Annotated in this window: 21 protein-coding genes and 1 rRNA gene (1 of these 22 only partly in view); 13 read left to right on the top strand and 9 right to left on the bottom strand. The window is 60.7% G+C overall.

The genetic code is table 11. The features are described from left to right. Window positions 1-11: 11 nt before the first annotated feature. The 4 genes from NMB38_RS19745 (at window position 12) to trpE (ending at window position 4,034) form a co-directional block, all read left to right on the top strand. Window positions 12-839: an ABC transporter permease gene (locus NMB38_RS19745; RefSeq protein ID WP_023532438.1), complete on the top strand. Its 828-nt coding sequence runs from the start codon at window positions 12-14 to the stop codon at window positions 837-839. Between the two features lie 154 nt (window positions 840-993). After that, complete coding sequence (rpe, locus tag NMB38_RS19740) at window positions 994-1,668, top strand: ribulose-phosphate 3-epimerase (protein WP_027913640.1); 675 nt, start codon at window positions 994-996, stop codon at window positions 1,666-1,668. After that, entirely contained in the window at window positions 1,665-2,483 is an 819-nt protein-coding gene (locus NMB38_RS19735; protein ID WP_027913641.1) for a phosphoglycolate phosphatase, read from the top strand. Before rpe ends, NMB38_RS19735 begins: the two co-directional genes overlap by 4 nt. A gap of 69 nt (window positions 2,484-2,552) precedes the next feature. Further along, window positions 2,553-4,034: an anthranilate synthase component I gene (gene trpE / locus NMB38_RS19730; protein ID WP_027913642.1), complete on the top strand. Its 1,482-nt coding sequence runs from the start codon at window positions 2,553-2,555 to the stop codon at window positions 4,032-4,034. A gap of 245 nt (window positions 4,035-4,279) precedes the next feature. On the opposite strand, the gene estP is transcribed toward trpE, so the two are convergent. Then, window positions 4,280-6,160, bottom strand: a complete 1,881-nt coding sequence (gene estP, locus NMB38_RS19725; RefSeq protein WP_027913643.1) for an esterase EstP — start codon at window positions 6,158-6,160, stop codon at window positions 4,280-4,282. A gap of 368 nt (window positions 6,161-6,528) precedes the next feature. Here estP and NMB38_RS19720 point away from each other — a divergent pair, with 368 nt between their 5' ends. The 4 genes from NMB38_RS19720 (at window position 6,529) to NMB38_RS19705 (ending at window position 9,852) form a co-directional block, all read left to right on the top strand. After that, complete coding sequence (locus NMB38_RS19720) at window positions 6,529-7,122, top strand: aminodeoxychorismate/anthranilate synthase component II (protein ID WP_027913644.1); 594 nt, start codon at window positions 6,529-6,531, stop codon at window positions 7,120-7,122. 9 nt (window positions 7,123-7,131) lie between these two features. Then, window positions 7,132-8,181, top strand: coding sequence for an anthranilate phosphoribosyltransferase (gene trpD, locus NMB38_RS19715; protein WP_027913645.1), 1,050 nt, complete (start codon window positions 7,132-7,134; stop codon window positions 8,179-8,181). Then, window positions 8,178-9,011, top strand: a complete 834-nt coding sequence (trpC, locus tag NMB38_RS19710; RefSeq protein WP_027913646.1) for an indole-3-glycerol phosphate synthase TrpC — start codon at window positions 8,178-8,180, stop codon at window positions 9,009-9,011. Before trpD ends, trpC begins: the two co-directional genes overlap by 4 nt. Window positions 9,012-9,147: 136 nt before the next feature. Beyond that, window positions 9,148-9,852 (top strand): lipoate--protein ligase family protein, encoded by a 705-nt coding sequence (locus NMB38_RS19705; RefSeq protein ID WP_027913647.1) that lies wholly within the window; start codon window positions 9,148-9,150, stop codon window positions 9,850-9,852. On the opposite strand, the gene crp is transcribed toward NMB38_RS19705, so the two are convergent. Continuing rightward, window positions 9,849-10,493, bottom strand: coding sequence for a cAMP-activated global transcriptional regulator CRP (gene crp / locus NMB38_RS19700; RefSeq protein WP_027913648.1), 645 nt, complete (start codon window positions 10,491-10,493; stop codon window positions 9,849-9,851). The two genes, NMB38_RS19705 and crp, sit on opposite strands and share 4 nt — an antisense overlap. Before the next feature lie 187 nt (window positions 10,494-10,680). On the opposite strand from crp, the gene NMB38_RS19695 reads away from it, so the two are divergent. Beyond that, window positions 10,681-11,103: an OsmC family protein gene (locus tag NMB38_RS19695; protein WP_023532673.1), complete on the top strand. Its 423-nt coding sequence runs from the start codon at window positions 10,681-10,683 to the stop codon at window positions 11,101-11,103. Between the two features lie 36 nt (window positions 11,104-11,139). Here NMB38_RS19695 and NMB38_RS19690 read toward each other — a convergent pair whose 3' ends face one another. The 5 genes from NMB38_RS19690 to hemJ all read right to left on the bottom strand — a co-directional run bounded on the left by NMB38_RS19690 (window position 11,140) and on the right by hemJ (window position 14,681). Continuing rightward, window positions 11,140-12,180 (bottom strand): hypothetical protein, encoded by a 1,041-nt coding sequence (locus tag NMB38_RS19690; protein WP_027913649.1) that lies wholly within the window; start codon window positions 12,178-12,180, stop codon window positions 11,140-11,142. A gap of 9 nt (window positions 12,181-12,189) precedes the next feature. Further along, window positions 12,190-12,837 carry a 2-polyprenyl-3-methyl-6-methoxy-1,4-benzoquinone monooxygenase gene (gene coq7, locus NMB38_RS19685; RefSeq protein ID WP_027913650.1) on the bottom strand — a complete coding sequence of 216 codons (648 nt, stop codon included), beginning with the start codon at window positions 12,835-12,837 and terminating at the stop codon, window positions 12,190-12,192. Between the two features lie 65 nt (window positions 12,838-12,902). Then, window positions 12,903-13,241 carry a histidine triad nucleotide-binding protein gene (locus NMB38_RS19680; protein WP_027913651.1) on the bottom strand — a complete coding sequence of 113 codons (339 nt, stop codon included), beginning with the start codon at window positions 13,239-13,241 and terminating at the stop codon, window positions 12,903-12,905. Between the two features lie 64 nt (window positions 13,242-13,305). Next, window positions 13,306-14,088, bottom strand: a complete 783-nt coding sequence (locus tag NMB38_RS19675; protein ID WP_027913652.1) for an SDR family NAD(P)-dependent oxidoreductase — start codon at window positions 14,086-14,088, stop codon at window positions 13,306-13,308. Between the two features lie 167 nt (window positions 14,089-14,255). Beyond that, window positions 14,256-14,681, bottom strand: a complete 426-nt coding sequence (hemJ, locus tag NMB38_RS19670; RefSeq protein WP_023532455.1) for a protoporphyrinogen oxidase HemJ — start codon at window positions 14,679-14,681, stop codon at window positions 14,256-14,258. A gap of 141 nt (window positions 14,682-14,822) precedes the next feature. On the opposite strand from hemJ, the gene argC reads away from it, so the two are divergent. Further along, window positions 14,823-15,857 (top strand): N-acetyl-gamma-glutamyl-phosphate reductase, encoded by a 1,035-nt coding sequence (gene argC / locus NMB38_RS19665; RefSeq protein WP_027913653.1) that lies wholly within the window; start codon window positions 14,823-14,825, stop codon window positions 15,855-15,857. Between the two features lie 132 nt (window positions 15,858-15,989). Beyond that, entirely contained in the window at window positions 15,990-16,340 is a 351-nt protein-coding gene (erpA, locus tag NMB38_RS19660) for an iron-sulfur cluster insertion protein ErpA (protein WP_023532751.1), read from the top strand. Between the two features lie 63 nt (window positions 16,341-16,403). Here erpA and NMB38_RS19655 read toward each other — a convergent pair whose 3' ends face one another. After that, a complete protein-coding gene (locus NMB38_RS19655; RefSeq protein WP_049695353.1) occupies window positions 16,404-17,495 on the bottom strand; it encodes an anhydro-N-acetylmuramic acid kinase in 1,092 nt (363 codons plus the stop codon). A 4-nt stretch (window positions 17,496-17,499) separates the two neighbouring features. Next, the gene (locus tag NMB38_RS19650) at window positions 17,500-18,921 is read right to left on the bottom strand and encodes a peptidoglycan DD-metalloendopeptidase family protein (protein WP_027913655.1); all 1,422 of its coding nucleotides are present in this window, start codon (window positions 18,919-18,921) and stop codon (window positions 17,500-17,502) included. Between the two features lie 213 nt (window positions 18,922-19,134). Between NMB38_RS19650 and tyrS the strand changes: the two genes are divergently transcribed. Together tyrS and NMB38_RS19640 are read left to right on the top strand one after the other, a co-directional pair. Beyond that, a complete protein-coding gene (tyrS, locus tag NMB38_RS19645) occupies window positions 19,135-20,334 on the top strand; it encodes a tyrosine--tRNA ligase (protein ID WP_027913656.1) in 1,200 nt (399 codons plus the stop codon). Between the two features lie 564 nt (window positions 20,335-20,898). Then, window positions 20,899-21,647, top strand: a 16S ribosomal RNA gene (locus NMB38_RS19640) (it continues 788 nt past the right edge of the window).

The following is a 21,647-nucleotide window of genomic DNA, read 5'->3' as shown; positions in this document are numbered from 1 at the left end:
GGAGCCTTGTCATGCTGAGCCCTTACATGTCGCCCATCGAGCGGGTCTGGTTCTACAGCCTGCGCATTCTCTGCGGCCTGATATTGCTGTTTCTGATCTTGCCGGTGCTGGTGATCGTGCCCCTGTCGTTCAACAGCGGCAGCTTCCTGGTCTACCCCCTGCAAGGCTTCTCGCTGCAGTGGTACCAGGACTTCTTCGGCTCGGCCGAGTGGATGCGGGCCTTGAAGAACAGCATCATCGTAGCTCCGGCGGCGACCGTGCTGGCCATGGTCTTCGGAACGCTGGCGGCCATCGGGCTGACCCGCGGTGACTTCCCCGGTAAGTCCCTGGTAATGGCCCTGGTGATATCACCGATGGTGGTGCCGGTGGTGATCATTGGCGTGGCCAGCTACCTGTTCTTCGCGCCTCTGGGCCTTGGCAACAGTTTCACCTCGTTGATTCTGGTGCACGCGGTGTTGGGTGTCCCGTTTGTCATCATCACCGTGTCGGCGACGCTGCAAGGCTTCAACTACAACCTGGTGCGCGCGGCTGCCAGCCTGGGTGCTTCGCCGCTGCTGGCGTTTCGCAGGGTGACCTTGCCGCTGATCGCACCAGGGGTGATTTCCGGGGCCTTGTTTGCGTTCGCCACATCCTTCGACGAGGTGGTGGTGACCTTGTTCCTGGCCGGGCCAGAGCAGGCGACCCTGCCACGGCAGATGTTCAGTGGCATTCGCGAGAACCTGAGCCCGACCATCGCGGCTGCGGCAACCCTGCTGATCGGTTTTTCGGTGGTGCTGCTGCTGACCTTGGAATGGCTGCGGGGGCGCAGCGAGAAGCTGCGGACCCAGCAACCGGCCTGACAGCGCTGTCTGCGCTGGCTTGTCAGCCCTTGTGGCGGCAGACAAGCCAGCGCCTGTTGCAACCGCTGCTCGCCACGCGTTGATACCAATCAGCCTTCACCCCGTTGCCTGAGTTACAATGCGCGCCACTGTGATTCTGCCCAACAGGTGCGCCATGCAGCCCTACGCTATTGCTCCCTCCATTCTTTCCGCCGACTTCGCCCGTCTGGGCGAGGAAGTCGATAATGTCCTGGCCGCAGGCGCCGATATCGTCCACTTCGACGTGATGGACAACCACTACGTACCCAATCTGACCATTGGTCCCATGGTCTGCTCCGCACTGCGCAAGTACGGCGTGACCGCACCGATCGACGTGCACCTGATGGTCAGCCCTGTTGACCGTATCATCGGCGACTTCATCGAGGCCGGCGCCACCTACATCACCTTCCATCCCGAAGCGACCCAGCACATCGACCGTTCGTTGCAACTGATCAAGGACGGCGGCTGCAAGGCCGGCCTGGTGTTCAACCCGGCCACCAGTCTGGACGTCCTGAAATACGTGATGGACAAGGTCGACATGGTGCTGCTGATGAGCGTCAACCCAGGCTTCGGTGGTCAGAAGTTCATTCCGGGCACGCTCGACAAGCTACGTGAAGCGCGCGCGCTGATCGACGCCAGCGGCCGCGACATTCGTCTGGAAATCGACGGTGGCGTCAACGTGAACAACATCCGCGAGATCGCCGCCGCCGGTGCCGATACGTTCGTGGCCGGGTCGGCGATCTTCAACGCCCCTGACTACCAGCAGGTCATTGCCCAGATGCGCAGCGAACTGGCACAGGCCCGCCCATGAGCGGCTTCGAGCAGCTGTTCCCAGGAGCGCTGCCCAGGCTGGTGATGTTCGACCTGGATGGCACCTTGGTCGACTCCGTCCCGGACCTGGCCGCAGCGGTGGACCGCATGCTGCTCGAACTCGGCCGACCCGCCGCGGGCCTCGATGCCGTGCGCCAGTGGGTAGGCAATGGCGCGCAGGTGCTGGTACGTCGTGCGCTGGCGGGTGACATCGACCACGCTGGAGTGGACGATGCCCTGGCCGAGCAGGCCTTGGCGCTGTTCATGGACGCCTACGCCGAAAGCCACGACCTGACGGTCGTGTACCCAGGTGTGCAGGACACCTTGCGCTGGCTGCGCAAGCGGGGCGTGGAAATGGCCTTGATCACCAACAAGCCGGAGCGCTTCGTGGGGCCTTTGCTGGACCAGATGAAGCTGGGCAGCTATTTCCGCTGGATCATCGGCGGAGACACCCTGGCGCAGAAGAAACCGGACCCAGCAGCGTTGCTGTTCGTGATGCAGATGGCCGGCGTGACGCCGCAGCAAGCGTTGTTCGTCGGCGATTCGCGTAGCGATGTGCTGGCAGCCAAGGCAGCTGGCGTGCAATGCGTTGGGCTGACCTATGGCTACAATCATGGGCGGCCTATCGAAGAAGAGTCGCCCAGCCTCGTGATCGATGACCTGCGGGCTTTGTTGCCCGGTTGCGTAGACCCTGCCACTGGGATAACGTTGGCGGACCTTCAAGCCTCAGACCAAAAAGGGTCCAACGTGGCGGTTACCGGCAAATTCTGGATGAAAGTCATCAAGGCCCTGGCCCGATGGCGTTGGCGCGCCTGACGCCTGCCTGCCGGCGCATGCCGGCCCATCCGTTTGCCCGAACCAACGCTGTTTGCCACGAGGCTACTCATGATCCGCGAAGAATTCCTGCGCCTGGCCGCTGCCGGCTATAACCGCATCCCCCTGGCCTGCGAGACCCTGGCCGACTTCGATACGCCCCTGTCGATTTACCTGAAACTGGCTGACCAGCCCAACTCCTACCTGCTCGAGTCGGTGCAGGGCGGCGAGAAATGGGGGCGGTATTCGATGATTGGTTTGCCGTCGCGGACCGTGCTGCGCGTCCATGGCTACCACGTGACCATCCTGCAGGATGGTGTCGAGGTCGAAAGCCATGACGTCGAGGACCCCCTGGCGTTCGTCGAAACCTTCAAGCAGCGCTACAACGTGGCCGACGTTCCCGGGCTGCCGCGCTTCAACGGTGGACTGGTCGGCTATTTCGGTTATGACTGCGTGCGCTACGTGGAGAAGCGTCTGGGCGCGAGCCCCAATCCGGACCCGCTAGGGGTGCCGGACATCCTCCTGATGGTCTCGGACGCCGTGGTGGTGTTCGACAACCTGGCTGGCAAGATGCACGCCATCGTGCTGGTGGACCCTGCTCAGGAACACGCTTACGAGCAGGGCCAGGCGCGCCTGCAAAGCCTGCTCGAAACGCTTCGCCAGCCCATTACGCCACGCCGCGGGCTGGACCTGAGCGGGCCTCAGGCCGCCGAGCCTGCATTCCGGTCAAGCTATACGCGCGATGACTATGAGCATGCCGTCGGCCGTATCAAGGAATACATCCTGGCCGGGGATTGCATGCAGGTGGTGCCGTCGCAGCGCATGTCCATCGACTTCAAGGCAGCACCCATCGACCTTTATCGCGCCTTGCGTTGCTTCAACCCGACGCCGTACATGTATTTCTTCAACTTTGGGGACTTTCATGTCGTCGGCAGCTCCCCTGAAGTGCTGGTGCGGGTCGAGGACAACCTGGTCACGGTGCGCCCCATTGCCGGTACTCGCCCACGCGGAGCAACGGAGGAGGCCGACCGCGCGCTGGAAGACGACTTGCTGTCGGATGACAAGGAAATTGCAGAGCACCTGATGCTCATCGACCTGGGGCGCAACGATGTCGGCCGCGTATCGTCGACAGGCAGCGTGCGCCTGACCGAGAAGATGGTGATCGAGCGTTATTCCAACGTCATGCACATCGTTTCCAACGTCACCGGCCAGTTGCGCGAAGGGTTGACGGCGATGGATGCACTGCGTGCCATTTTGCCTGCCGGTACGCTGTCCGGCGCGCCCAAGATCCGTGCGATGGAGATCATCGATGAGCTGGAGCCGGTCAAACGCGGGGTTTATGGCGGTGCAGTGGGGTATTTCGCCTGGAACGGCAACATGGACACGGCAATCGCCATCCGTACCGCTGTGATCAAGGATGGAGAGCTGCACGTACAGGCCGGCGGTGGCATTGTCGCCGACTCGGTGCCAGCGCTGGAGTGGGAAGAAACCATCAACAAGCGTCGGGCCATGTTCCGCGCGGTGGCATTGGCCGAACAGACCACTTCGCGGTAGGTGGCAGTCGCTTGAGATATCGCAGCCCATGCCCTTGTAGGCGCGGCCTTGTCGGGGCGCCGGACCGGCCCCGACAAGTTGTGCTGCGAAGCTGACATGCTGGGTCTGCTGCGCAGCCCGTCGCGGCCGGTCAGTCGCCCCGACAAGACCGCTTCTACAGAACGGTCCATGAGTGGCCTCGACAGGCGCCACAGCAGCCTCAGGATTTCGATAAGCGTCAAGTGTTGATCAGGGCTGGTCCTCTGCTAGAAGTCCACGCTAATGCCGAGGCTCACGCCTTGTTGCTTGAGCTCATCGCTCTTGCGCCAGTTGTACCCGGCACGCACATTCACGCCTGCCACCACTTCATGACTGACCCCAACGCTGGCTCGGGTCAGGTTGCTGTGGGGGGTATACCCGTCGAGCGTGAAATCATTGTCCGGCAGAGCGGTGAAGTTCAGGCGTACGTCCTGCTGGTCATGCTCGAACTCGTGCTCACGGGCCACCTCGCCAAATACACGGGTAGCAGGCAATACCTGCACGCTACCCAGCAGGCCCAGGCCCAGCCGCCGTGACGTGCGCTCCTGGTCATCGAACCCCAGCGCGGTCGCACGATCACTTCTTTCGTCATAGCCATCGACCTTGACCCTGGCATAGTCGGCGCTCAGGAATGGCGCCAGCTGCCAGCGGGCACTGTCCGGCGCCAGGTTATAGCCCAGTCGGCCAGACACGGCCCATGTCTCGCCCTGGGTATCGCCTTTTTCACTACGCTCGCTCACCCCCAGCGCGAAGGTGCGTTTCAGATCGTCATAATCCAGGTGCCCGACGGTCAATGCCGCATCTGCCCACCAGCGGTTCTGACGGTACTGCGCGAAGGCACTGGCCAGGTAGCTGTCGAGTGTGTAGTCCGAATCATGGCTGCCCACTTCCAGCTTCTGCCGGTACACGCCGCCAGCCAGCCCCAGCCGCCAGGCATCGTCAACCCGGTAGCTACCGCCGACGGTCAAGTTGTAACCGTGGCCGTCACCACTGGCGGCGCTGCGTTGCCCGCCGAAGTCCAGGTCTTGGGCACCAGCGGCGATGAAAGGCTGCCATTGACCAACAGCTTGCCACGGGGCTTGCCATTGGTTGCGCAGCTCATCCTGATGAGCTCTGACGCTGGCGTGGGCCATTTCGGGCAGCAGGGTGAGCTCCCAAGGGGCGGCCAGAACGGAGTAGGCGTAATCGGCGATCAGTTGCTGGCCAGCAATGGTCGGGTGCACGGCGTCGTTGAACAATAACTTCGTAGGGTCTGGCGTGCTGCCATTGGCGCCGTACACCGGGTTGCCGACGCAGCTTTCGCCGCTGTAGCACGTACCGATCAGGTTCTGGTCGCTGCCCAGCCCGAACTGAGCGGGATTGGTGAGGGCCTCGCTCAGCAACAGTGGGACATTCAAGGGGATGACCTGAGCGTCGATTTGCCTGAGCTGGCTGACCAGTGCCTGGTTGAAGGCACCGGACAGCAATGACAGAGGATTTTGCTGTGGCGTACCGCTGAAGTTGGGCGTCTGGCCAAGATCGGGCAACAGCCAGACCATGATGTAGCGGGCACCACCCTGTTGCAGGGCCTGAGCACTGGCGGCCAGGCGTGCGCCGGCAGCCACGGCGTCGGCTGGGCTGTTGACCAGGCCCTGCAGGAAGTCGTTGCCGCCGCCTGTCACGTAATACAGTGCATTGGGATCGGCGCGAAGGCCGGTGGCCAGATAGCCAGGCTTTTCCCGAAGCACCAGGCCTGCGCCCGGGCGCCCGGGTGGGATGACCGTGCTGGAGGTGGTGGTGATGGAGTCCAGGATCTGCCGAGTGGTATAGCCCCCAACCGCCCAGTTGTTACCATCGGGCAGGCCCAGCGCCGCATTGACTGGCGATGTGGAAGGCCCAAGCGCATTGGCGTCCAGGCCCAGGCGAGCGCCCAGGATCATCGGCGACACCGGTGCATAGCTGCCATCGGCGTTGCGGTTGGTGAAGCGAAGGCCTGCGAACTGGCCGGCGTCGCTCAGGCTGTCACCGAACACGATCAATGAAGCGTATGGGTCAGGGGATGCGAATGCCTGGCCGCAGGCCAATGCCAGGGAGGCGGCGGTGACGCGCAATAACGGTACGTTGAGCATCGATAAACATCCTTTTCTTTGTTTTTATCAGGACAACCTCATCGACCTTAGCAAAACGGCGTGCATCGCACCTGATGCCATTCGTTTCCCAGTGTTTACGGGCATATTGCGCCCGTCGCCCCGGTAGGCTACTGTGCCGAGACGTATGAGCGAGACCTACCCTGTGTTGATCGTCAGCAAACTCTTGATGCGCGTTATCAAGGCCCACGCCCGTTGGCGTTGGCGCGCCTGACTTTATCCTCTGCCGGTTCGTCCGGCCCGCCCTTGTTTGCCTTCCTGTCTCAACGTCATTAGCGGCTAAGTTGCGCCTGCGACAGGTGCAGGAAGGTTCGAATCATGAAGTCAGTAGGTTCAAGAGGTTTCATTCGATGTTACTGATGATCGACAATTACGACTCATTCACTTACAACGTCGTCCAGTACCTGGGCGAGTTAGGGGCTGATGTACGGGTCATTCGCAATGACGAAATGACCATCGCCCAGATCGAAGCCCTGGCGCCGGAGCGCATCGTCGTCTCGCCTGGGCCCTGTACGCCGAGCGAAGCCGGTGTGTCCATCGAAGCCATTCTTCATTTCGCCGGTAAATTGCCGATTCTGGGCGTGTGCCTTGGGCATCAGTCCATTGGCCAGGCGTTCGGTGGCGATGTCGTGCGGGCACGCCAGGTGATGCACGGTAAGACGAGCCCGGTCCACCATCGCGACCTTGGCGTATTCAGCGGCCTGAACAACCCCGTGACCGTGACCCGCTACCATTCGCTTGTGATCAAGCGTGAGACGCTGCCTGAGTGCCTGGAAGTGACGGCCTGGACCGCACACGAAGATGGCTCGGTCGACGAGATCATGGGGGTACGGCACAAGACGTTGAATATCGAGGGCGTGCAATTTCACCCCGAGTCGATACTCACCGAGCAGGGCCATGAACTGTTCGCCAATTTCCTCCAGCAGACCGGCGGCCACCGCTAAGGAACGAATATGGATATCAAGAGCGCGCTGGGTCGCATCGTCGGCCATCTGGACCTTTCCACCGAGGAAATGCGCGGTGTGATGCGCCAGATCATGACCGGCCAATGCAGTGATGCGCAGATTGGCGCATTTCTAATGGGCATGCGCATGAAAAGTGAAAGCATCGACGAAATCGTTGGCGCGGTGTCGGTCATGCGGGAGTTGGCTGACAAGGTCGAACTCAAAACCCTGGATGGGGTGGTCGACATTGTGGGTACCGGCGGCGATGGCGCCAATATCTTCAACGTGTCTACGGCATCGGCTTTCGTCCTGGCCGCTGCCGGCTGCACCGTCGCCAAGCATGGCAACCGGGCGGTGTCCGGCAAAAGTGGCAGCGCAGACCTGCTGGAAGCTGCTGGCATCTACCTGAACCTGACACCCGTTCAAGTGGCTCGCTGCATCGACAGCCTGGGTATCGGCTTCATGTTCGCCCAGAGTCACCACAGCGCCATGAAACATGCCGCTGGGCCACGTCGCGATCTGGGGCTCAGGACCTTGTTCAACATGCTTGGCCCGCTTACGAATCCGGCAGGTGTGAAGCATCAGGTGGTTGGCGTCTTCACCCAGGCGCTCTGCCGTCCTCTGGCCGAGGTGCTGCACCGCATGGGCAGCAAGCATGTGCTGGTGGTGCATTCCAAGGATGGGCTGGACGAGTTCAGCCTGGCTGCGCCCACCTTCGTGGCTGAATTGAAAAATGGCGAGATTTCCGAGTACTGGGTTGAACCGGAAAACTTGGGCATGAAGAGCCAGAGCCTTCATGGCCTGGCGGTCGAGGACTCGCAGGCGTCTCTGGCGCTGATTCGTGATGCGCTGGGTCGACGCAAGACCGAGAACGGCCAGAAGGCCGCCGAGATGATCGTGCTCAATGCCGGTACAGCCCTTTACGCCGCAGATCACGCCATGAGCCTGAAGGCCGGCGTTGAACTTGCCCACGACGTGCTGCACACCGGGTTGGCCTGGGAAAAACTGCAAGAGCTGGGTGCGTTTACAGCCGTATTCAAGGTGGAGAACGAAGCATGAGCGTGCCAACGGTGCTGGAAAAGATCATCGCCCGCAAGTTCGAAGAAGTGGCTGAACGCAGTGCCCGCGTAAGCCTTGGCGAACTTGAGCAGTTGGCCAAGGCGGCCGACGCGCCCCGTGGTTTTGCCAACGCCATGCTGCGTCAGGCTGAGCGCAAGCAACCAGCGGTGATCGCTGAAATCAAGAAGGCCTCTCCTAGCAAAGGTGTGATCCGGGAGCATTTCGTCCCTGCAGACATTGCCGTCAGCTACGAGAAAGGCGGCGCAACCTGCCTGTCGGTGTTAACGGACGTCGATTATTTTCAAGGGGCGGACGACTACCTCCAGCAGGCGCGAGCAGCCGTATCACTGCCGGTGATCCGCAAGGACTTCATGGTCGACCCTTATCAGATCGTCGAGGCCCGTGCCTTGGGTGCAGATTGCGTGCTGCTGATCGTGTCGGCGCTCGACGATGTGAAAATGGCCGAGCTGGCGGCCACGGCCAAGTCGGTCGGGCTCGATGTGCTGGTGGAAGTGCATGATGGTGATGAACTGGAGCGCGCGCTCAAGACGCTGGACACGCCGTTGGTGGGGGTCAACAACCGTAACCTTCACACTTTCGAAGTGAGCCTGGAGGCCACGCTGGACCTGCTGCCACGTATCCCCGCGGATCGGCTCGCCATTACCGAAAGCGGCATCCTCAATCAGGCCGATGTGCAGCTGATGAAAATCAACCGCGTCTATTCATTCCTGGTGGGTGAAGCGTTCATGCGGGCTGAGAACCCGGGGATTGAGCTCCAGCGCTTGTTCTTCCCTGATCAAGTGAAAAAGACCATCCAGCAACTGGACTGAATGAACCAAGCCGGCCATGTTGCCGGCTTTTTCATGGCTGCCATTTGGCTCATGGGCGCCCCAATGCCAGTCGTGCAGAGGCTGTGACGCTTACGATGATGGCCGCAGCCTGCGTAACTCAATTGAAGGTGAAGCAATGACTGACCAGCCTCTGGCCCTTACCGTCGAGCAAGGGCTGTCTACTGAACAGGACCTGCTGGCCGCCGTTTGCCGGGGCGAGCGCGATAACGGTGTGTTGTTCTGGCGCCCCATTGATCAGGCGCTGGTGATGCCTCGCAGGATGAGCCGGCTGGAGCACTTTGAAGCGGCGAGTTCGCAACTGGCTGGCACTGGATGGCCAGTGCTGCTGCGCGAGACCGGCGGCGAGCCTGTACCGCAGTCCCATTCGACGGTAAATATTGCCCTGGTCTATGCGGCCCCGCGCAGTGAGGGCGATCAGGGGCGTATCGAAAAAGCCTACCAGCGCTTGTGCCTGCCGCTGTGCGAGGTGCTGCAGGCGTGGGGGGGTGTCGCCTCGGTTGGCGAGATCGAGGGCGCCTTCTGCGATGGCCGCTACAACGTCAACCTCAATGGCCGCAAGTTGGTGGGGACCGCCCAGCGCTGGCGCCAGAGCGCCGCAGGCAAAGGCCCGGTGGTGCTGGTACATGGGGCATTGCTGTTGGACAACGATCGCGAGGCGATGGTAGCCGCCGTCAACCACTTCAATACGTGCTGCAACCTCGAACAGCGATGCCGCCCCGATGCCCACATCGCCCTGCATGAGGTAGTACCGGCGGCGCCGTGGTTTGCACAGCTGTCGCAAGCGTACGCGCAGGTGCTGGCTGAGGTGCCCATCAGCTAGCGGGTGCCGTGTACCACCATGGTCTTGCCATTGACCTGGACCAGGCTGCGTTCTTCCAGGTCCTTCAGGACGCGGCCGACCATCTCCCGTGAACAACCGACGATTCGCCCGATTTCCTGGCGGGTGATCTTGATCTGCATGCCGTCTGGATGGGTCATGGCGTCGGGCTGCTTGCACAAGTCGAGCAAGCACCGGGCAACTCGGCCGGTTACATCGAAGAAAGCCAGGTCACCGACTTTGCGGGTAGTGTCGCGCAGGCGCTGGGCCATCTGGCTGCTGACGGCATAGAGCATGTCTGGTTCATGTCGTACCAGTTCGCGGAACTTGTCGTAGCTGATTTCGGCTACTTCGCATTCGGTCTTGGCCCGAACCCACGCGCTGCGATGCTGCTGCGACTCAACCGGTTCGAACAGCCCCAGCTCACCGAAGAAGTCACCGCTGTTGAGGTAGGCGATGATCATCTCATGGCCGTTTTCGTCTTCGATGAGGATGGTGACCGACCCCTTGATGATGAACGACAACGTCTGCGCGCGTTCACCTGCACTGATGATGTTGCTCTTGGCGCTGTAGCGCCGGCGTTGACAGTGCACCAGCAATTTGTCGATGTTCTTGATCTTTGGGGGTAGGGCAGAGGCTACCATCGCGAAATCCTGTTCTGTGCAGTCCATGGGCATCCATGGCAGCTGGCTGGAAAAACGCCATTCGATTGGCGCCAGCTTATCAGACACTACAAAATGTTTCGGCATTAAAGCGAGTCCTTACATGCTTTTCCCACAGCGGCACAACGACTAAGCTGACACCCTTTTTGCGAAATCAGGAGTTCGGGTGATGAAGGCACGTATCCAGTGGGCCGGTGAGGCAATGTTCCTTGGCGAATCCGGCAGCGGTCACGTCGTGGTGATGGATGGCCCACCCGAAGCCGGCGGCCGAAACCTGGGCGTCAGGCCGATGGAGATGCTGTTGCTGGGCCTGGGTGGATGCAGCAGTTTCGATGTGGTCAGCATCCTGAAGAAATCGCGCCAAGCGGTGGAGAGCTGCGAAGCGTTTCTTGAGGCCGAGCGCGCAGGTGAAGACCCGAAGGTATTCACCAAGATCCACATGAATTTCGTGGTAAAGGGCCGGGGATTGAAAGAGGCGCAGGTCAAGCGTGCCGTCGAGCTTTCGGCCGAAAAATACTGTTCAGCGTCGATCATGCTCGAGCGTGCCGGGGTCGAGATCACCCATGGCTACGAGATCGTGGAACTGGGTTGAGCAAAGGGCGCGAGCTGCGTGGCGTACCGGCGACCGTCAATGGCGCAGTGCTGGCAGCGTTGCGTATAGCCAGCCTGGCAGTGCGCTTCTGACCGACTGGCTCAACGGCTCCCGGTGTTTCTGGTAAAGCAGGCCCAGCCCTATGACGCCCAGGCCGATCAAGCTGACCAACACCGGGAACAGCAATGATTCGGCAAATACGTCATACGCCAGGTACCCCAGGTAGGCGGCAACGCCAAGTGCGCCGAACACCATGAAAACGGGCCTTCGCAGCAGCACTGCCACCCCCATGAGCACAAGGTTTATCAGGCAGTAGGTGGCTTTTCCCCATTCACTGCCGCTGTCGAGCATGGTCAGCCCACCCCAGAAGGCCGCCAGACCGGCAAGATAGCCCCAGTGGGCATAATCATGCCGTGTTCTGCCATCGACCAGCAGAAACACCAGCAAGGTCGCCAATCCGAACCACAGGGATACCTCCCGGCGTTGTTCCCAACTGAATGGCGCGCCGACTACCCACTCGGTAAGGTCCATCGACATGAACCACAGGGCAACGGCAATGGGCATGACGATAAACGGGTAGGGAACTAGGCGGAGCATCATCACACCTGCAAGAACGGTAGCGGCCTCCATGGCCAGCCAACCGCCTTGTACCTGGGTGTAGTACTGGTGGTAATCGGCTTGCACGTCATCGAGCGGCCACCAACCGAGCAATCGCTCCAGTGCGAAAACGGCCAGTGGCACGATACTGACCGCGGCTGCGGCCAGTACGCCGGCCGCAACGGGTTGTTTACGCTTCTGAAGGCTGAGTGCGACCAGGGTCAGCAACCCGATGTAGGCACTGGCCACGGCCAGCAACGCGGTGTCGCCGATGCGTAGCCATGCTTCATTGAGCAGCCAGCCCATGGCCCCCATGACCAGCAGTGCGCCGAAGTAGAACGCGCCATGGGCCAGCTGCAGGCTGCCCGTCGCACTATGCCGCTGGCTGAGAAAGGCTTGCAGGGCCTGTTCCTGGTCTGGCTGGAGAATCCCCGCCTCGACCGCTCGCGCCAGGTCCTTGGCGTCGAAACGTGTTGTCATGGCGAGCCTTCAGATGCGATAGGTGCTCTTTGTCATGACCTTGGCCAGCAGGCTCATGCCAAAACGCACAGGCGCAGGGAAGCGGTAGCCACCGGCTTGCAGTGCCGCATCGGCGTGCTGTTCTTCGTCGACGCGCATCTGCTCAAGGATGGCCCGGGATTTTTCATCTTCGGCAGGGATCTGCACCAGGTGCTCATCCAGGTGCTTGCAGACCTGGTGCTCGGTGGCTGCCACGAAGCCCAGGCTCACCTTGTCACTCACCAGCCCGGCAAAAGCGCCAATGCCGAATGACATGCCGTAGAACAGCGGGTTCAGGACGCTGGGGTGGCTGTTGAGTTGACGGATCCGTTGTTCGCACCAGGCCAGATGATCGATTTCCTCATCCGCAGCGCGCTCCATGGCCTTGCGCACTGACGGCAGCTTGGCCGTCAAGGCCTGGCCTTGATAAAGCGCCTGGGCGCAGACTTCGCCGGTGTGGTTGATGCGCATCAGCCCTGCCACGTGGCGTGCCTGCCGATCTTCGAGTTCGACGGCGGGTTTGACGATAGCCGGGGACGGGCGAGAGGGTTGGCCGCTGAACGGCAGCAAGGTGCGCATGGCGGTGTCGGCCTGCAGCAACAAGCGGTCGAGCGGGGAATAGTGACGTTCGGTAGCCATCGGGCACCTCCGCAAGAATGTGCCCGACAGTTTAACCCAATCGCGCTCGAGTCGCTTGCGGTGGATCAGCCCGGTGGCCAGTTCATCTGGCGCTGGCCGAGCACGTGCATGTGAATGTGGTAGACCGTCTGGCCACCTTGTTCATTGCAGTTCATGACCACGCGAAAGCCTTCCTCGCAGCCCAGCTCCTTGGCCAGGCGCTGGGCCGTGAACAGAATGTGCCCAGCCAGGCCCTTGTCTTCTTCGGTCAGGTCGTTGAGGGTGCGGATGTGCTTTTTCGGAATGACCAGAAAATGCACCGGGGCCTGGGGGGCGATGTCGTGAAATGCCAGAACCTGGTCATCTTCGTAGATGATCTTCGCCGGGATCTCTCGGTTGATGATCTTGAGGAATAAATCGTCCACAGCACTTGCTCCATGGTGAGGGTCCGGGCCGAGTGTACTCAGGCCGGAGCCGCTCGCCCAGCGACTATTCCATACCGGCTGGGCAATAACGCCGGTGAATCACACCTGCCAGCTTGCGCACCAGCCAGTTCGGCAGCAGCCGCGGGGCGATCGCCAGCCAGCGATTGCGTCGCCCCGGCAGGATCAGGGCGCGGTTGCGGGCGAGCGCGCGAACGGTGTACAGCGCCACTTCCTCGGGGCTGAGGCAGCGGCTTTTGCCTTCGAGCCGGGCTATGCGGCGCCGTGAGGAACGTACCGGTCCCGGGCACAGCACGGAGACCTTGATGCCTGTGGGTTTGAGTTCTTCGCGCAGGGCCTGGGAGAAATTCATCACGTAGGCCTTGCTGGCGGCATAGGTGGCCATCCAGGGCCCAGGGGCCACACCGGCCAGCCCGGCAACGTTGAGGATCTGGCCGCCGCCCTGTACCGCCATCAGATTGCCGATGGCATGACACAAGCGGCTCAGCGCCAGCACATTGACTTCGAGCAGGTCCTGTTCGTCGGCCCACTCATGGGCCAGGAATGGCCCGTAGGTGCGGTGACCGGCGCAGTTGACCAGCAAATCGATGCGTCGCTCGCCTTCTTCGAGCTCGAGAACGAACCCCGACAGCCTCAGCGGTTGGCTCAGATCGCACGCACGCAACAGCACCTCGACGCCGAAACGCTGGGCAAGCTCGATGGCGACCGGCTCCAGCGTTTCACGGTGGCGTGCGACCAGGATCAGGTTGCGCCCGCGCCGTGCCAGGGCCTCCGCCAGGGCCAGGCCCAGGCCGGTGGAAGCGCCGGTGATCATGGCGTAACGGGTCATGCAGGGCTCCTGGGGCCGAAGAGGGCATCTAGTGTACAGCTTGGCAGTGGTGGATGCTGCGTTTTGCTGGGCCGCCCAAGCCTGGGAATGAGCCGCTGCAGGGCCTGTCAGTGGCGCTTATGCCGATCGGCCGTTAGCGCTGCACCGCCCAGTGCTGGGCAACACCCTCAGAACGGTTTGACCACCACCAGGATGACGACCGCCAGCAGGATCAGCACAGGTACCTCGTTGAACCAGCGATAGTAGACATGGCTGCGGGTGTTGGTGCCGGCAGCGAAGCGTTTGCGCTGGGCGCCACACACGTGGTGGTAGCCGGTCAGCAGAAGCACCAGGGTGAGTTTGGCGTGCAGCCAACCCTGGCTCAGCCACCCAGGCGTGAGGTAGAGCATCCAGGCACCGAATACGTAGGTGGCGATCATCGCCGGGTTCATGATGCCTCGGTACAACTTGCGCTCCATGGTCACGAACCGGTCCTGGCTGATGCTGTCCTGGCTCTGGGCATGGTAGACGAACAGCCGTGGCAAGTAGAACAGGCCGGCAAACCAGCATACGACGCTGACAATGTGCAGCGCTTTGATCCATAGGTAGAGCATCGGGGCATTCCTTCAGGTATTCACGGTCGTCAGATAGTAGTGCCCAGGCGCCCTCAGGGACACCTGAAGTGTTGTGACAGACGCATCACGCCCCTATCATCGTGCGTTTTCCAGACGGCTCGTTGATAAGGGGCAAGCGTTATGATCAAGGTCGGTATCGTCGGCGGCACGGGTTACACCGGCGTCGAACTGTTGCGTCTGCTGGCTCAGCACCCACAGGCCGAGGTGGCGGTCATCACGTCGCGCTCGGAAGCGGGTGTAGCAGTGGCCGACATGTACCCGAACCTGCGCGGCCATTACGACGGCCTTGCATTCAGCGTGCCCGACAGCAAGGCGCTGGGCGCGTGTGACGTGGTGTTTTTCGCCACCCCGCATGGTGTCGCTCATGCCTTGGCGGGCGAGCTTCTGGCCGCGGGCACCAAGGTCATCGACCTGTCGGCCGACTTCCGCCTGCAGGACGCAGTTGAATGGGCCAAGTGGTACGGCCAGCCTCACGGCGCGCCTGATCTGCTCGACGGTGCCGTGTATGGTTTGCCCGAGGTCAACCGCGACAAGATCCGCCAGGCACGACTGATCGCGGTTCCGGGTTGCTACCCAACCGCCACTCAACTGGGTTTCCTGCCGTTGCTGGAAGCTGGCTTGGCCGATGCGTCGCGCTTGATCGCCGACTGCAAGTCCGGTGTCAGCGGTGCCGGACGTGGTGCGGCCGTGGGGTCGCTGTTCTGTGAAGCCGGTGAGAGCATGAAGGCCTACGCGGTCAAAGGGCATCGTCACCTTCCGGAAATCAGCCAGGGCCTGCGTCTGGCTGCGGGCAAGGACATTGGGCTGACCTTCGTCCCTCACCTGACGCCGATGATCCGCGGCATCCATGCCACCTTGTATGCGACCGTCGCCGACACATCGGTCGATCTTCAGGCGCTGTACGAGAAGCGCTACGCCAACGAGCCCTTCGTGGATGTGATGCCCGCGGGTAGCCACCCCGAGACCCGCAGCGTGCGCGGCGCCAACGTCTGCCGCATCGCTGTTCATCGTCCGCAAGGCGGTGACCTGGTCGTGGTGCTGTCGGTCATCGACAACCTGGTCAAAGGCGCTTCAGGGCAGGCCGTGCAGAACCTGAACATCGTGTTCGGGCTCGATGAGCGGATGGGGCTGAGCCATGCCGGCCTGTTGCCGTGAGCTGAAGAAGGCTTGCGGCAGGCTGCACTGATTCGCGACCTGCCCGTCGCCTATTGTTGACCGATTTTCTCGGGAAAGCGGATAATGGCCGTCATCGAGTTTTATGACGGCCACCGCGCCGGGAGAATCAACATGAGCGTCGAAACCTTCACCCCTACGGTTTTGGAATTTACCCACGGTGCTGCGCTGAAGGTGAAGAACCTGGTGTCCGAAGAGGGCAATGACCGGCTGAAACTGCGTGTATTCGTCACCGGTGGCGGTTGCTCGGGTTTCCAGTATGGCTTCACGTTCGATGAAGAAGTGGCCGATGACGACACCATCGTTGAGCGCGAGGGTGTTTCGCTGGTCGTGGACCCGATGAGCTTCCAGTACCTGGCCGGTGCCGAAGTGGATTACCAGGAAGGCCTGGAAGGCTCACGCTTCATCATCAAGAACCCTAACGCCGCCACTACCTGTGGCTGTGGCTCTTCGTTCTCGATCTGACGACATGCCCTCGTCAAGACGCCGCGCTCAAGCGCGGCGTTTTTCGTTGGGCAGATCAATGGCTCAAGCCGGATAGATGGCGCCCAGAACACGCAGGCCTTTGGCCGCTGTAACGCTGGGACGGTTGGCAGGTATGCCTTCGAGGCAGCAATGCGCCAGCCAGGCGAACGCCATGGCCTCGACCCAGTCAGGGTCTACTCCCTGTTCAACGGTGCTGGACACCTTCACGCCAGGCAGGCCTGTTGCAAGGCGAGCCATCAAGGCGCCATTGTGCGCGCCGCCCCCACACACCAAAAGCGTCCTGGTGCCCTGCTGTGCGGTGCTCAGCGAATCGATGATGCTTTGTGCACTGACCTCCAGCAGCGTTGCCTGGACGTCTTCGTCGCGATAAGCAGGCAGGGCAGCGAGGTGGCTGTCCAGCCAGCGCAGGTTGAAGACTTCACGGCCTGTACTCTTGGGCCCACTGCCGGCGAAGAATGGGTCGGCCATGAGAGAGGCCAGCAGGGCAGGTTGCACAGCCCCACAGGCCGCCCAGGCGCCGTCGGCATCGTATGCCTGGCCGCGCTTGCGCTCGATCCAGGCGTCCATCAGGACATTGCCCGGGCCGCAATCGAAACCTCGGACCGGTTTGTCCTTGGCAATCAGGCTGAGGTTGCTGAAACCGCCTACGTTCAGGATGGCCAACGGCTGTTCGAGATGGCCGAACAACGTTTCGTGGAACGCTGGGACGAGCGGCGCGCCCTGACCGCCGGCTGCTACGTCACGGCGACGAAAGTCAGCCACGACCGTGATGCCTGACAGCTCCGCCAGGAGCGCCGGATTGCCGATCTGCACGGTGAAACCTCGGGCAGGCTCATGGCGAATGGTCTGGCCATGGCTGCCGATGGCGCGAATGTCGGTGGGCTGCAAGGCGTGGTGGTCGAGCAAATCGAGTATGCCTTGCGCTGCCACCGCCGCCCACGCGTTTTCAGCGAGGGCGACCCGCGCCACTTCATCCGGCCCAGACGTGCACAGGTCAAGCAGCGCTTGCCGCAATTCCGTTGGCATGGGCAGGTAATGGGTGGCGAGCAGTTCGACGTGCTCGCCTTGCTCGATCAGGGCGATGTCCAGTCCATCCAGGCTGGTCCCTGACATGACGCCTAGGTAGAGGCCCATGGGCTCACCGTTTGTTCATGGCAAGTAGCGTGGCTTTTTCCTGATCCATGCGTGCGATCAGCGGCTGGCTTTGCTGCAGGAAGCGCTGGCGCTCGTTCTTGGCGATCGGGTCGGACATCGGCACTTTCTGGCTCAGCGGGTCGACGTGCACGCCGTTGACCTGGAACTCGTAGTGCAGGTGAGGCCCGGTAGAAAGCCCCGTGGTCCCGATATAACCGATGATCTGGCCCTGCTTGACCGAACCCCCGGTCTTGATGCCCTTGGCAAAGCCCTGCATATGACCGTACAAGGTCTTGTACCGATTGCCGTGCTGGATGATCACCGTATTGCCGTAGCCGCCGCGCCGGCCGGCCAGCTCGATGCGGCCATCACCCGCAGCCTTGATGGGCGTGCCTCGCGGGGCTGCATAATCCACCCCCTTGTGGGCGCGGATCTTGTTCAGAATCGGGTGCTTGCGCCCGGCAGAGAAGCGAGAGCTGATGCGCGCAAAATCCACGGGTGTGCGAATGAAGGCCTTGCGCAGGCTGTTGCCATCGGCCGTGTAGTAGCTGGTGTTGCCTTGCTTGTTGGTATAACGCACGGCCGTGTAGGTTTTGCCGCGGTTGGTGAAGCGCGCCGAGAGGATATTGCCGGTGCCGACCACTTTGCCGTCCATCACCTTCTGCTCATAGACCACGTCGAACTCGTCACCTTGGCGAATATCCTGGGCGAAATCGATGTCGTATCCCAGCACCTTGGCCATGTCCATGGTCAGGCTGTGGGACAACCCGGCGCGCTGTGCCGATGCGGAGAGCGAGCTCTTGATGACGCCATGGGCGTAGGCAGTGCGCACCACGGGTTTGCTGATTTCACGATTGAAGGTGTAGCCCTTGGCCGTCTTGGTCAGGCGGATGGTTTCCAGGTTGCCGACCTTGCTGTGCAAGCTGGCCAGCTGGCCTTGCTTGTCCAATTCGAACTGCAGGACCTGGCCGTGCTTGAGCTGGCTGAACTGCTTGGCCTGCTTGCTGCTGGCAAGAATGTCGTGGACGGCATTGGCCGGCAGTCCGACCTTGGCGAACAGCGTTGACAAGGTATCCCCGCTGGCGACGGTGACTTCCCGGTGGGCAGGGTCCTTGGCGGGCTGTGCGGCAGCTTCTGCCGGAGGGGTTTGCTGTTCGGCTTTCTGGGTGGATGCGGCCGCCTCATCGATCTGCGCAAACGGCGAGCCCTGCTCGCCGGATGCCTGCACCAGCGGCGCGGCGCGGGATTCGTCTTTCAGTTGCTCGGCTGGGGTTTCCAGCTCGAGGTTGAGGGTGGTTTTTTTGGCTTCCACGTCGCTGGATGGGAATACCAGCAATGCCAGGCTAAGCAGGGCGGCAATGCCGCTGGCGGCCAACAGGTGTGTTTTCGGATAAAGCGGAGGCGCTTTAGGCGGTTCGTTGGTCATGGGTAAGGAGACTTTGAAAAAGGTGAAATGGAATAGATGAATGACATGATGAAGATGAAATAACTGTATAAAATATAACCAAAACCATTTTCACGCAAGGGCGCGTAGACGCTGCGAGCACGTCCCCAGGTCACATTCCTTTGCAAAACTTGTATTTGACGGCCGATCTTGTATGGTTGGCTCCCCCTGAATCTGAGCCTTACGGGTTTGTCTATGAAGTCGGTTGAAGAGCAGCTGGCGCTTATCAAGCGCGGTGCGGAAGAAGTACTGGTGGAGTCCGAGCTGGTTGAAAAACTCAAGCGTGGTCAGCCCTTGCGCATCAAGGCCGGTTTCGACCCTACCGCACCTGACCTTCATCTCGGTCACACGGTACTGATTAACAAGCTGCGCCAGTTCCAGGAATTGGGGCATACCGTGGTGTTCCTGATTGGTGACTTCACCGGCATGATCGGCGACCCCAGTGGCAAGAGTGCCACGCGTCCGCCACTGACCCGTGAGCAGGTGCTGGACAATGCCGAGACCTATAAACAGCAGGTCTTCAAGATTCTCGATCCGGCCAAGACCGAGGTCGCGTTCAATTCCACCTGGATGGATGCACTGACGCCCGCCGACTTCATCCGTCTGGCGTCGCAGTACACGGTCGCCCGTATGCTGGAGCGTGACGATTTCGACAAGCGCTATACCACCAATCAACCCATCGCCATTCATGAGTTCCTCTATCCGTTGGTGCAGGGCTATGACTCGGTCGCGCTCAAGGCGGATGTCGAGCTGGGCGGTACCGACCAGAAGTTCAACCTGCTCATGGGGCGCGAATTGCAGCGTGCCTACGGTCAGGAAGCTCAGAGCGTCGTGACCATGCCCCTGCTTGAAGGGCTTGATGGCGTCAAGAAGATGTCCAAGTCCCTGGGTAATTATGTCGGCATCCAGGAAGCGCCGGGTGTGATGTACAGCAAGCTCGTGTCGATTCCGGACACCTTGATGTGGCGTTACTTCGAGCTGCTGAGCTTCCGCTCCATGGAGGAGATCGACCAGCTGCGTATGGATGTGGCCAATGGGGCGAACCCTCGGGACATCAAGATCCAGCTGGCGGAGGAGATCGTGGCGCGGTTCCATGGGGAAGAAGCCGCAGCCAACGCTCATCGTGGCGCCGGTAATCGTATGAAGGAAGGCGAGTTGCCGGAAGACCTGCCCGAAATCGAAGTGACTGCAACCGAGGCGCTGCCGATTGCTGCAGTGCTCAACCGTGCCGGGCTGGTCAAGAACTCGGCGCAGGCGCGGGACCTGCTGGGCAGTGGGGCTGTGAAGGTCGATGGCGTCGTGGTTGACCGTGAGTTTGTAGTGGCACTGGGTGCGACCCATGTCTGCCAGGCGGGTAAGAAGTCGTTTGCGCGCGTAACGCTCAAAGCAGAGTAAGACGTTCGTTGTGCGTCTCTATATAAGCGGGGGAGGCCGAAGGGCCTCCCCCGCTTTGCTTTTGATTTATATGAAATTAAAGGTTGACGCGGTTTCGAATCCCCTTATAATGCGCCCCACTTCCAGCGACATCGGAACGCGAAACTCCTTGAGATTCAATGAGTTAGCCAGTTCGGGTGGTGCTGAAAGGGCTACGATCGAATAGATCGGCGGCGGTTGAGAAGAAGGTTGACAGCGTGTTGAAACGCTGTAGAATTCGCCTCCCGCTACGAGAGATCGAAGCGAGTCAAGTGGTTGAAGTTGAACGAGTTTCTCGAAACAACCTTCAAAATAAACGCTTGACAGGCAATGAGGAAAGCGTAGAATGCGCGCCTCGGTTGAGACGAAACACTCTCAGCCAAACGCTCTTTAACAAATCGAATCAAGCAATTCGTGTGGGTGCTTGTGAGTACGGACTGATAGTCAGAAAGATTATCAGCATCACAAGTGACCATGCGAGAAATCACATAGTCATTTGAGATTGCTGAGCCAAGTTTAGGGTTTCTTAAAAACCCAAGCAGTATTGAACTGAAGAGTTTGATCATGGCTCAGATTGAACGCTGGCGGCAGGCCTAACACATGCAAGTCGAGCGGATGACGGGAGCTTGCTCCTGGATTCAGCGGCGGACGGGTGAGTAATGCCTAGGAATCTGCCTGGTAGTGGGGGACAACGTTTCGAAAGGAACGCTAATACCGCATACGTCCTACGGGAGAAAGCAGGGGACCTTCGGGCCTTGCGCTATCAGATGAGCCTAGGTCGGATTAGCTTGTTGGTGAGGTAATGGCTCACCAAGGCAACGATCCGTAACTGGTCTGAGAGGATGATCAGTCACACTGGAACTGAGACACGGTCCAGACTCCTACGGGAGGCAGCAGTGGGGAATATTGGACAATGGGCGAAAGCCTGATCCAGCCATGCCGCGTGTGTGAAGAAGGTCTTCGGATTGTAAAGCACTTTAAGTTGGGAGGAAGGGTTGTAGATTAATACTCTGCAATTTTGACGTTACCGACAGAATAAGCACCGGCTAACTCTGTGCCAGCAGCCGCGGTAATACAGAGGGTGCAAGCGTTAATCGGAATTACTGGGCGTAAAGCGCGCGTAGGTGGTTTGTTAAGTTGGATGTGAAAGCCCCGGGCTCAACCTGGGAACTGCATCCAAAACTGGCAAGCTAGAGTACGGTAGAGGGTGGTGGAATTTCCTGTGTAGCGGTGAAATGCGTAGATATAGGAAGGAACACCAGTGGCGAAGGCGACCACCTGGACTGATACTGACA

Source organism: Pseudomonas sp. FBCC-B35 (genome assembly GCF_059133755.1).
The sequence above is the reverse complement of the archived record's forward strand: the minus strand, read 5'-3'. Positions and strand labels throughout refer to the sequence as shown.